Source organism: Collinsella acetigenes (genome assembly GCF_012844445.1).
GTDB lineage: Bacteria > Actinomycetota > Coriobacteriia > Coriobacteriales > Coriobacteriaceae > Collinsella > Collinsella acetigenes.
Map to the genome: position 1 here is coordinate 17,387 of NZ_JABBCP010000008.1, position 11,038 is coordinate 28,424.

An 11,038-nucleotide genomic window follows, 5' to 3' on the forward strand; every position below is an offset into this window, starting at 1 on the left:
TACACTTGGCAAAAGAGCGCAACACATCCACTTTCTACAGTTCTATTACGTATTTGCTGATCGCATATGAGCTTTACCTGCGTATTTGCGCTGCTTTGAACTCGCGTAAGAGGCGAGTTGAATTCTCTCTATTCATAGGAAGCATGCCACGGCAAGAGTGGCTGCATATAAGGAGGTAGTATTCCGCATGAAGTTCTTCATCGACACCGCTGATCTTGACGAGATTGCAGAGGCCAAAAGCTGGGGCTGCCTAGCCGGCGTCACCACCAACCCGTCCCTGTATGCCCGCACGGGCGGCAAGCTTGCGGACTTCGAGCCCCACATGCTGAAGATCGCAGAGCTTTGCGAGGGTCTTCCCGTTTCTGCTGAGTCCACCGCAACAACCGCTGAGGGCATGATCGAGGAGGGCCGCCGCCTTGCTGCGCTCGCCCCCAACATCGTGGTCAAGCTTCCCGTCTGCGAGGCAGGCATTGCCGCCACGCATGCGCTTGCTGCTGAAGGCGTCCGCATTAACATGACGCTCGTCTTCTCTGCGACTCAGGCGCTTCTTGCTGCTAACGCGGGCGCTCGCTACATCTCGCCGTTCGTCGGCCGCTTTGACGATATCGCCGAGGACGGTATCGAGCAGCTGGCCAACGTCGTTACCTGCATCCAGAACTACGACTGGACCGGCAAGAACGTCGATGACCAGGTCGAGATCATCACTGCTTCCGTGCGCACTCCCAACCACGTCACGCAGGCGGCCCTGCTGGGCGCCGACATCGCGACCGTGCCGTTCGCCGCGCTTAAGAAATGCCTCCAGCATCCCCTGACCGATCGTGGTCTCGCAAGCTTCGAGGCCGACTGGAAGAAAGTAGTTGAGCAGGCATAGTGGCAACTGAAGAAACTCAGATTCCCGAGAATCAAACGCCTGTTGAAGTTGATGCTGCGCCAAAGGCCCCCGCGCGCCCGCGGCGCGCGCGCAAGGCTGCGCCGAAAGCTGAGGGGGAGGCTGCCCCGAAGCCCGCTCGCAAGCGTACGCGCACGGTGAAGGAGGAGACGGCAGAAGCCGTCTCCTCGGAGGTGGCGCAGGCCCGTGCCCTTGCGCAGGTCATGCAAGCGCAGGTCGTTCGGGATGAGCGCCAGCGCCAGGAGCGCGAGGTCGAGGTGCTTGTGGGCGATGCTCCCGCGGCACCTAAGAAGACAACGCGTCGCCGCAAGGCGGCTGACATAGCGAAGCCCGTCGATTCGGAGAAGCCGTCGGAAGCGTTCGTTCCTGCCGAGGCTTCGGCTTCTGCCGTCGAGGAGCCCGCTCGCCCTGCTCGCCGTACGCGTAAGCCGAAGGTGGACAAAGCCTCAGCGGGCAAAGAGGGGGCCGAGGGGTCATCAAACGAGGCTCCTGCGTCTGACAATTCGGAGGAAAAGGACGTTCGCCCTGGTCGCGCCCGCCGTACGCGCAAGGCGACCGCGACGTCGCAAGAGGCATCGCAAGACGACTCCCCGTCCCCTTCCGAGAAGACGAATGAGCAGGATACGCCCGCACCCAAAGAGGAAAAAGAACCTGAGGGGGCAAAGCAGGCCGAGGAGCCCAAAGCGGCAAAGCTGGGCAAAGGGGATGAGTCAAAAGACGCATCCGGCAAGAAGGACGTCTCAGCCTCTGAAGGCGATGCTTCGACTGCAGATTCCTCAGATTCCGCTCGTGGCGATAAGCGCCGCAAGCATCAAAACAAGCGCGAACATGCCGAGCGCAACGATCGCAACGGAGACCGCCGCAATGGCCGCCAGCAGAACCGCAAGCAACGCGGAAACAATCGCTATGCTGCTCCTCTAGAACCGAGCCTCTCGCGCGAGGAGCTGACGGCAATGAAGGTTGCCGAGCTACGCGAAAAGGGCAAAGAGCTCGATCTTGATGTGGCTGGCAAGAAGAAGGCCGAGCTTGTCGAAGAGATTTACGTCGCCGCTGCCCGTGCAGAGGGTTTCCGCGACATTCAGGGCATTCTCGACATCACCAATGAAGGCTTTGGTTACATTCGTGCTCACGGGTATATGCCCAGCCGCGATGACGCTTTTGTGCCGCTGAATATGATTCGCGCCGCTCGCCTGCGTCCGGGTGACGTGATCGAGGGAACGCTGCGTCCTTCTCGCGCAAACGACAAGTTTCCGGGTTTGGCAAAGATCCGTACCATCAACGGTAAAGATCCCGAGGAAATGCGCCATCGCCCCAAATTCTCCGAGCTCACGCCGATTTATCCCAACGAGCCGCTTAAGATGGAGCATGGTCGCGATTCCATTACCGGTCGTGCTATCGATATCGTTTCGCCGATCGGCAAGGGTCAGCGCGGTCTGATCGTCTCGCCGCCCAAAGCGGGCAAGACGACCATCTTGAAGAAGATTTGCCAGTCGATTGCTGCGAACAACCCCGAGGTTTACCTCATCTGCCTGCTGGTAGATGAGCGCCCCGAGGAAGTTACCGACATGGAGCGCTCCATCAAGGGCGATGTCGTTGCCTCGACTTTTGATATGCCTGCCGATAACCACACACGTGTTTCCGAGCTCGTTATTGAGCGCGCGAAGCGTATCGTCGAGATGGGCGGCGACGTGGTGGTCGTACTTGACTCCATCACCCGTCTTGCTCGCGCATATAATCTCGCGGCACCGGCATCGGGCCGTATTCTTTCCGGCGGTGTCGACTCTGCGGCGCTGTATCCGCCCAAGCGCTTCTTGGGCGCCGCGCGCAATATCGAAAACGGCGGATCTTTGACGATTCTCGCTTCGGCGCTTATCGACACGGGCTCCAAGATGGACGAAGTTATCTTCGAGGAGTTCAAGGGCACTGGCAACATGGAGCTTAAGCTCGACCGCGACCTGGCCGATCGTCGTATTTTCCCGGCTATCGATCCGGTTGCGTCCGGTACTCGAAATGAAGATCTACTTATCGACGAGAGCACGCGACCTTTTGTTTGGGGCATTCGACGAATTCTCGCCAATATGAACAACACCGAGCGCAGTGCGGCTGCGTTCATCAAGGGTCTCAAGGGAACGAATTCCAACGAAGAGTTCTTGATTCGATCGGCGAAAAAGGCTGCCGATCATGAAGCTTCGCTCTAGCGCGTTTTCGTAAGAGTTTCTGGGAACCGGGGAGGATTGACCTTCCCGGTTCTTTTTTGCAGCTTTTCCTGGGTGTCGTCGTTCATTTATCCGAACAATTCTTGCAATTACCTTGGGTTTTGCGCATAATGGCCATAATACGCGACGGAAAACGCAGATGAAACGAACCATAATCCGTTGCTAGGGGCCCAGCGTTTCCCAGCTACATGAAACTTCATCATTTTCCGCAGGCGCGCAGGCGTGGCTTTTGCCTACCAAAAGATGGCGAAAGCCGCTGATGTTGGATTGTGAGTAGTCGAAGGGATTCTGGTCATGGCTTCTAACGTTTGCGCACATCGCGCTCTTACGGCCGGACTGTCCGCTGGTGCGTGCCTGGCGATTCCCGCGGTTGCATTTGCGGCGACGATTCCGTTTAAAGACGTCCATGCGGTTGTTGGAACTGCGGCAATGCCATTTGCGATCGGCTCTCTTGCTGGAATGGGCATGCTTGCCGCTACAAAGCGCTTGATTTCTTCGCACGAGGAGCAGCTTGATCAGGCTGCCGAGCATGTTGAGGCTGCTGCGCATCGACGCTCGGAGAATGTCCGCGCTGCGCACCAGCAGGGAGTGCCTGTTATCTCCCGTGCCGTGGATGCGCTTTCGGAAGAGGAGGCGTGGGCAGAGATCGATTCGTTGCTTGATTCGGATCTTTCGGTGAGCTGCGACCCCATCCATTCCAAAGACATGTATCAGATTGCCCTTGAAGAAATCGCGCGTGGGACTGCTTCCAATACGGCCTCCGAATCCACCGACACTTTTATGACGATTCCCGATGCTGCCGTGACGGGATCTTCTCGTTCGCAAGAGCAGGTTGCTGCCAGGTCTAGTGCGGTCGCGGCGTCCGTCGCTTCGATTTGCCCTGATCCGGTGCCTGAGGAGCTCGAGGAGCCCGAGGCCATTGAGGTGCCCATGGTTGATTACAGTGGGCATGAGGACATGTGGGCGGCGGCCTTGGCGATCCTGTCCGAGGATGCGGAAGAAACGCGCGCTATCCCGGTCGGCGAGGCAGCGCCGTTCCAGACTGCTCAAGGGGCGGAAACGACAGCGCCCGTTCCGCAAGAGCGTTGCAAGGCTATTGCAGAGGGCGCACGCTCAACGGGCTTGCATACGCATGTGAATGAGATTCTTGAAGAGGAGTTCGATAAAGTTTCCTCACAGAGTGTTCGCACGCGCAGTCATGAGTATCTTCGCGTTATTCAGGGCGGAACCATGACGATGCCACGACTTGTCGCCCAGGAAGCATAGGGTACGTGAACGCTGACTTTCCTTTGAGCGAAGGTGATGCGTTGGCGTCTCTTTCACGTGGATGGCTCATTGCTGCAGGCTGTATGACCCTCTTTATTTGGGGAAACTCGCTTGTCCCTGGAACGGGCAGTTCCCACCTGAGCCTTTCTGTAGTGTCGATGGCGCGGTCTTGGCTATCTGGAATGGGATTGCCTTCAGCTTGGCTCACCAATCTCTTGGTGAGAAAAATGGCTCATTTTTCTGAATATGCGCTATTGAGCATATTGGTTCACAACGCTATTTCGACGGGTCCGGAGCTTTCGATACGCCGCTTTGCGATGGGGTGCGTCGCCCCCGTTATGGTGGCTTGTGTCGACGAGACGATTCAGCGTTTTGTTCCCGGGCGTTGCGGGACTCCAGTCGATGTTTTGATTGATTGCTGCGGCGCGGCTTTTGGCATTCTTGTATGCCATGTGATGGGACGCGTGTTGCGTCGGAGGAAAATTGAACATGAATAGCCCTTTTGTAAACTTAACGTGCTGGCAAATGGCAAATAGGCTAAAAAAGTTAAAAAAGGGGCTTGCGCGCTTGGTTGTAGGAGTGCATAATAGTCAAGCGCTTTGAGAGAGGCACATGGTGGGTGTAGCTCAGTTGGCTAGAGCGACGGGTTGTGGTCCCGTAGGTCGAGGGTTCGAGTCCCTTTACCCACCCCATCACCTCTCATAGAGTAGTTGGACCGTTAGCTCAGCTGGCTAGAGCAGGGGACTCTTAATCCCAAGGTCCAGGGTTCGAATCCCTGACGGTCCACCATTTCATAATAAAACTCCAGCGATGGAGTTTTTTATTGGACCGTTAGCTCAGCTGGCTAGAGCAGGGGACTCTTAATCCCAAGGTCCAGGGTTCGAATCCCTGACGGTCCACCATCTGATTTTACGGCCCCATTCTTGGGGCTTTTTTATTAGCTATTCGAGACGCCGCTGTTTTCTCCTACGGGTCTGAATCAGTTTTCATGGTCTTGTTTGCCTCGGTGGCCCCTCCTCCCATTCATTGGGGCATACGCGTCGCATTTGTCCTTTCAGCGCCATATATGAGGTATCAGTAAACATAAGCTTTATCGTGGCGCTGTCGTTGCGTTAAAACGTTTCCAAATTATTCCAGGGTTCATTAACGGTTAATATCATCCCCTTTGGGAGTACACTCAGCCCGTTCGTGCTATCAAGGGGGCAACAATGCAGCCACTGTCCGACCGTACTGCCAGTTTTACCGATTCCGTTATCCGTCGTATGACGCGAATCTCGCTTCGATACGATGCGGTTAACCTGTCGCAGGGTTTTCCCGATTTTGATCCGCCTGCAAAGCTCCTTAAGAGTCTCGAAGAGATCTCAAAGGATCCTTCGCCGCGCTACCATCAGTATTCCATCACCTGGGGTGCCCAGGCTATGCGCCAGGCACTTGCCGAAAAACAATCGCGGTACATGGGCATTCCTGTCGATCCCGATGAGAATATCGTTGTTACATGCGGTTCAACAGAAGCGATGATGGCTGCGATGATGACTGTGACCAATCCGGGCGATAAAGTGGTTATCTTTAGTCCCTTCTACGAAAACTACGGTGCCGATACGATTCTTTCGGGCGCAAAGCCTGTCTATGTGCCGCTTAATCCTCCGCAATTCGATTTTGATCGCAAGGTGCTAGAGCGCGCCTTCTGTGAAAACAGGCCAAAGGCTATTGTTCTTTGCAACCCTTCAAATCCGTGCGGAAAAGTGTTTACGCGCGAAGAGCTCGACTTCATCGCGAGTCTTTGCAAAAAATACGATGCGTACTGTATTACAGACGAAGTCTATGAGCACATCGTCTATGCCCCTTGCAGGCATACGTATATGGCCAGCCTTCCGGGGATGTTCGAGCGCACCATTAGCTGCTCTTCTCTGTCCAAGACGTACGCGATTACGGGATGGCGTTTGGGATACACTATCGCCGCGCCGCAGATTACCGAGCGCATTAAGAAAGTGCATGACTTTTTGACTGTGGGAGCTGCGGCACCTTTGCAAGAGGCGGTGGCGTGCGCTTTGAGATTCGATCAAAGCTACTACGACGAGGTTTTGGCGCTTTATACGCATAAGCGCGATCTGTTCTGCAAAGGGCTTGACGAGCTTGGCTTGGTTCATAACACGCCCGAGGGCGCCTACTATGTGCTTATGGACATCAGCGAATTTGGCTATTCGAGTGACCTTGAGTTTTGTGAAGATCTGGCTCGTCTTGTAAAGGTCGGCGCTGTGCCGGGCTCGAGCTTCTTCCGTGAGCCTGTCAACCATCTCATTCGTTTTCATTTCGCCAAAAAGGACGAGACGCTGTTGGCGGCTTTGGAGAATCTGAAGAGCCTGCGCGATATGATTCCTTCCCGTTGCTGACTGGTGGACCGAAGGGGCCCTCGCCCCAATTTACCGTCTGAGCTTCTAAAACAATAGGGCCGTCGCCTTTGATAGGCGACGGCCCTATGAGTCAATTTCGCAGTTGCGAAGAAGGACTAAGCGTTCAGAGCTTCCTCAACGGCAACAGCGCAAGCGACGGTGGCACCGACCATGGGGTTGTTGCCCATGCCGATGAGACCCATCATGTCGACGTGCGCGGGCACGGAGGAAGAACCGGCGAACTGGGCGTCGGAGTGCATGCGGCCCATGGTGTCGGTCATGCCGTAAGAGGCAGGGCCGGCGCCCATGTTGTCCGGGTGCAAGGTGCGGCCAGTGCCGCCACCAGAAGCGACGGAGAAGTACTTCTTGCCAGCCTCGATGCGCTCCTTCTTATAGGTGCCAGCGACGGGGTGCTGGAAGCGCGTGGGGTTGGTGGAGTTACCGGTGATCGAGATGTCGACATTCTCGTGCCACATGATGGCAACGCCCTCGCGGACGTCGTCGGAGCCGTAGCAGTTAACGGCAGCGCGGGGACCATCGGAGTAGGGGATGGTCTCGACGACCTTGAGCTCGCCCGTGTAGTAGTCGAACTGGGTCTTCACATAGGTGAAGCCGTTGATGCGGGCGATGATCTGGGCGGCGTCCTTGCCCAGGCCGTTGAGGATAACGCGCAGCGGCTTCTTGCGAGCCTTGTTGGCGTTCAGAGCCAGGCCGATAGCGCCCTCAGCGGCAGCGAAGGACTCGTGGCCAGCCAGGAAGGCGAAGCACTCGGTGTCATCGGAGAGCAGCATAGCGCCCAGGTTGCCGTGGCCCAGACCGACCTTGCGGTCCTCGGCGACGGAGCCGGGAACGGTGAAGGCCTGGATGCCCTCGCCGATGATGGCGGCAGCCTCAGAAGCGGTCTTTGCCTCACGCTTGACGGCGAGAGCGCAGCCGAGGGTGTAGGCCCACTCGGCGTTCTGGAAGGCGATGGACTGGGTGTTGTTGACGATCTCACGCGGGTTGAAGCCCTTGTCGGTGCAGATCTGCAGAGCTTCCTCGAGGGAGGCGATGCCGTTGTCAGCGAGGCACTTGTTGATCTTGTCAGCGCGGCGCTCGTAACCTTCGAACGTAACAGTCATTGTGTTTTCCCTCCCTTTCTACTCGTGAACCGGGAACACGCTGGCGACGGAGTGGGTCTCCTCGTCGGTGCGCGGGTCGATGTACTTGGCAGCGTTCTCCCACTGACCATAGTGGCCCATGGCGCCAGCGATGGCTTCCTCGGGGGTCTTACCGGCCTTGACGGCGTCGGTGAACTTGCCGAGGTTCAGGAACTCGAACGCGATGATCTCGTTCTTGTCGTTGAGAGCCATACGGGTGACGTAGCCCTGGGCGAGCTCGAGGTAGCGAGCGCCCTTTGCCTTGGTGCCGAACATGGTGCCGACCTGGGAGCGAAGACCCTTGCCAAGGTCGTCGAGGGAGGCGCCCACGGGCAGGCCGCCCTCGGAGAACGCGGTCTGGCTGCGGCCGTAGACGATCTGCAGGAAGATCTCACGCATGGCGACATTGATGGCGTCGCAGACGAGGTCGGTGTTCAGGGCCTCGAGGATGGTCTTGCCCGGAAGGATCTCGGAAGCCATGGCGGCGGAGTGGGTCATACCCGAGCAGCCGATGGTCTCAACGAGCGCCTCCTCGATGATGCCCTCCTTGACGTTGAGCGTGAGCTTGCAGGCGCCCTGCTGGGGTGCGCACCAGCCCACACCATGCGTAAGGCCGGAGATGTCGGAAATCTCCTTGGCCTGAACCCATTTGCCCTCCTCGGGGATGGGTGCGGGGCCGTGGTATGCGCCCTTAGCGACGGGGCACATGTTTTCCACTTCCTGTGAGTACTGCATGCCTCTCCTCTCTTTCGTGTTTGGGGCCACGCAGGGCTGCCCGAGGCGAACGATCCCCGTGCGCGGTGTGCGCGCTTTGAGAGACGGTTTCCGCGTTTGACCTTGCGCAAGCCTTATGACATGCACGGCTATCATACCGCGTTTTTCTCTTGACTATTCGGCGAACGGCCGAGAATTCAGTCCTGCACGATGTTTCAATTATTGATGCGCTTCAATCTTTCTTTTCACCTTATTTTCGCCTGTGTCATGCGTCAAGACTCTCGCCGGCGGTCTTTTTTGAAACGTTCTTGTGCCTTCCATTCTTGCTCGCGGATGAGGTCGAAATAGCCCGTGAGGGCGGCAAAGGGCATGAACTGCGCCGCGCGCGTTGCGCGCGTTTTTCCGTTCGCGCAACGCGAAGGTGCCGCCGTTGAAGCGCCTTCGGCACATTCGTTTTCGTGCTTTTCGCTAAGGGGCGCGCGAACGGCTTCGAATGTCAGCTCCCCCCAGGGCGAGGGGATGTTCTTGCTTGCATCCATATCAGGCATGATGTCCTCCAACTTGTTTGTTCCGTTCCCGGCCCGTTGCTTCCTTTCGGTAGCTGACGCCACGCATCAGCGCGTTTTTGCCGTACCGATGTTTGACGTCCAAGATTGCTCCTTGTAGGTTGCGTTCTTCCGTTTCACGCTCGCAGCCGTTGAAGAGCGTGCAGGTGCGCAGCTCTTCGGGAATAAGGTTGCCCACGCCGATGTTGAGTCGTTTTATCGTGCGTTCTTCATCGGTGATTGCCCGGTAAAGGGTGTCGAAGTGCGAAAAGAGCAGGGAGAACGAGCCCGTTTGCTCGGGAAGCTTTCGAGATCCCGTGGCGCAAAGGTTGGGCTCTCGGGCCATGTTTCGCGCGCCGTGCTCTCCGACAAAGATCGTAGGGCTGCGTGCTTTTGTTTGGTTTTTGGGCATTGCGTATCCGATATAGAGCGAAATACGGTCGCATATTGCACGTTTTTCCAACAGGTCAAAGGAAAGTGATTCGACCATTTCACGCAAGATCGTACGCCCTTCCTCAAAGGAGTAGGGACGGCAGAGGACCTGTCCTTTGCTGAGCGAGGAGGTCGATGGACGGTACGTGTGGATATCGGCCATCGTGCAGCTCTCTTGTCCCCAGGCGTGGTCGATGAGGTATTCCGCATTGACGCCGAACTCTTTATAGATGACCTCTTCGGGTAGTTGGGTGATTCCCTTAAGATCAAGGACTCCTAGACGTTCGAGACGGCGCGCTATTCCCGGCCCGATACCCCAGATATCGGTTATGGGCCGATGGTTCCACACGTGCTGTCGAAAGAGCTCCTCATCGAGGATGCCGATGCCGTCTCCTGCGTGCTTGGCCGTGATGTCGAGCGCGACTTTTGCCAAGAAGAGATTTGTCCCGATTCCAGCCGTTGCGAGTATGCCAAAGCGTTTCTTCACAGCGCCCATCAGCTCTAGGGCAAACGCACGCGCATCGCAGCTATATAAAGAGAGATAAGGCGTGGCATCGATGAAGCACTCGTCGACGGAGTATACGTGGATATCTTCGGGCGAGACGTATTCGAGGTATGTGCCATAGATTTGGGCGGAAACCTCCATATAGTGACGCATACGGGGCTGCGCTACCGTGTAGCGGACATTTGCGGGGATCTCAAAGATGCGACAGCGGTTGCGTATCCCCAAGCGCTTCATGGCTGCTGTGATGGCGAGGCAAATGGTTCCTCGGCCGCGCGTAATGTCGGCTACGACAAGATTGTCTACAAGAGTGTCGAGCCCTCGATCGACGCATTCCACACTTGCATAGAACGTTTTCAAGTCAATGCAGAGGTAGATGCGTTTCCCATCTTGCCGTGTTGATTTTTGATTCACACTGCCTCCCGTTGCAAACATATGTTCTAAGAACGTTTGTTCGATAGTATCGACTCGTGCGGACAAGAGTCAAGGAGGGGATGCGGATGCATATATAAGTAGGAATGGCCGGAGCGTGAGGACGGGGGCCGCGACGAATCAAAAAATCAAGAGCCTGCTATGAGCACTTCGAGGGCAGGGATTATAGGGAGGACGCTTGACCCTTAAACAAGGAGGTAGGGAAGGGGCAGCGGGAGGGGCGGTGCTTTACGGCAACGAATAAGTCCAATGCGACGGAGTTCTAGAGCGGTCTCGATTCATCGTGAAGAGCGGTCCTCGCACAAGACTCTTTCTAGATAATGCTCTTGTAAGGGCGTGGGCGCTCGGGGAAGTCGGCGGGGTCGGATTTCGGCCTTGCGAAAAAAGCCGCCCCCCCAATTGTGTGCGAAACGTGGAGACCGATATTCCCGGCCCAGAGGGGCCTCGCCTCTGGCATCATTAATCCCTGCGCGACGGCAGCCGACAGGCGGGCCGGCGCGGGTACCTTGAGAA

General features: G+C 56.8%; 9 protein-coding genes and 3 tRNA genes. 8 read left to right on the top strand and 4 right to left on the bottom strand.

Annotation, left to right across the window (positions count from 1 at the left end; genetic code table 11):
• Nucleotides 1-187 precede the first annotated feature (187 nt).
• The 8 genes from HF320_RS08905 (at nucleotide 188) to HF320_RS08940 (ending at nucleotide 6,761) form a co-directional block, all read left to right on the top strand.
• Nucleotides 188-871 (top strand): transaldolase family protein, encoded by a 684-nt coding sequence (locus tag HF320_RS08905; RefSeq protein ID WP_169277991.1) that lies wholly within the window; start codon nucleotides 188-190, stop codon nucleotides 869-871.
• Nucleotides 871-3,087 carry a transcription termination factor Rho gene (gene rho, locus HF320_RS08910; protein WP_349290727.1) on the top strand — a complete coding sequence of 739 codons (2,217 nt, stop codon included), beginning with the start codon at nucleotides 871-873 and terminating at the stop codon, nucleotides 3,085-3,087. Before HF320_RS08905 ends, rho begins: the two co-directional genes overlap by 1 nt.
• Before the next feature lie 312 nt (nucleotides 3,088-3,399).
• The gene (locus tag HF320_RS08915; protein ID WP_169277992.1) at nucleotides 3,400-4,371 is read left to right on the top strand and encodes a hypothetical protein; all 972 of its coding nucleotides are present in this window, start codon (nucleotides 3,400-3,402) and stop codon (nucleotides 4,369-4,371) included.
• Nucleotides 4,372-4,376: 5 nt separating this feature from the next.
• A complete protein-coding gene (locus tag HF320_RS08920; RefSeq protein ID WP_349290728.1) occupies nucleotides 4,377-4,868 on the top strand; it encodes a VanZ family protein in 492 nt (163 codons plus the stop codon).
• Between the two features lie 118 nt (nucleotides 4,869-4,986).
• Nucleotides 4,987-5,063 (top strand) — tRNA-His (locus HF320_RS08925).
• Nucleotides 5,064-5,083: 20 nt separating this feature from the next.
• Nucleotides 5,084-5,160: transfer RNA gene (locus tag HF320_RS08930), tRNA-Lys, on the top strand.
• A 36-nt stretch (nucleotides 5,161-5,196) separates the two neighbouring features.
• Nucleotides 5,197-5,273 (top strand) — tRNA-Lys (locus HF320_RS08935).
• Between the two features lie 306 nt (nucleotides 5,274-5,579).
• Complete coding sequence (locus HF320_RS08940; RefSeq protein ID WP_169277993.1) at nucleotides 5,580-6,761, top strand: pyridoxal phosphate-dependent aminotransferase; 1,182 nt, start codon at nucleotides 5,580-5,582, stop codon at nucleotides 6,759-6,761.
• A gap of 116 nt (nucleotides 6,762-6,877) precedes the next feature.
• Here the strand turns inward: HF320_RS08940 and HF320_RS08945 are convergent, their stop codons facing one another.
• The 4 genes from HF320_RS08945 to HF320_RS08960 all read right to left on the bottom strand — a co-directional run bounded on the left by HF320_RS08945 (nucleotide 6,878) and on the right by HF320_RS08960 (nucleotide 10,507).
• Complete coding sequence (locus HF320_RS08945) at nucleotides 6,878-7,882, bottom strand: GGGtGRT protein (RefSeq protein WP_040220977.1); 1,005 nt, start codon at nucleotides 7,880-7,882, stop codon at nucleotides 6,878-6,880.
• An 18-nt stretch (nucleotides 7,883-7,900) separates the two neighbouring features.
• Nucleotides 7,901-8,635, bottom strand: a complete 735-nt coding sequence (locus HF320_RS08950; RefSeq protein ID WP_022386132.1) for an iron-sulfur cluster assembly scaffold protein — start codon at nucleotides 8,633-8,635, stop codon at nucleotides 7,901-7,903.
• A 251-nt stretch (nucleotides 8,636-8,886) separates the two neighbouring features.
• The gene (locus HF320_RS08955) at nucleotides 8,887-9,162 is read right to left on the bottom strand and encodes a hypothetical protein (protein WP_169277973.1); all 276 of its coding nucleotides are present in this window, start codon (nucleotides 9,160-9,162) and stop codon (nucleotides 8,887-8,889) included.
• On the bottom strand, nucleotides 9,155-10,507 hold the full coding sequence (locus tag HF320_RS08960) for a Y-family DNA polymerase (protein ID WP_349290729.1): 1,353 nt from the start codon (nucleotides 10,505-10,507) through the stop codon (nucleotides 9,155-9,157). Before HF320_RS08960 ends, HF320_RS08955 begins: the two co-directional genes overlap by 8 nt.
• Nucleotides 10,508-11,038 lie beyond the last annotated feature (531 nt).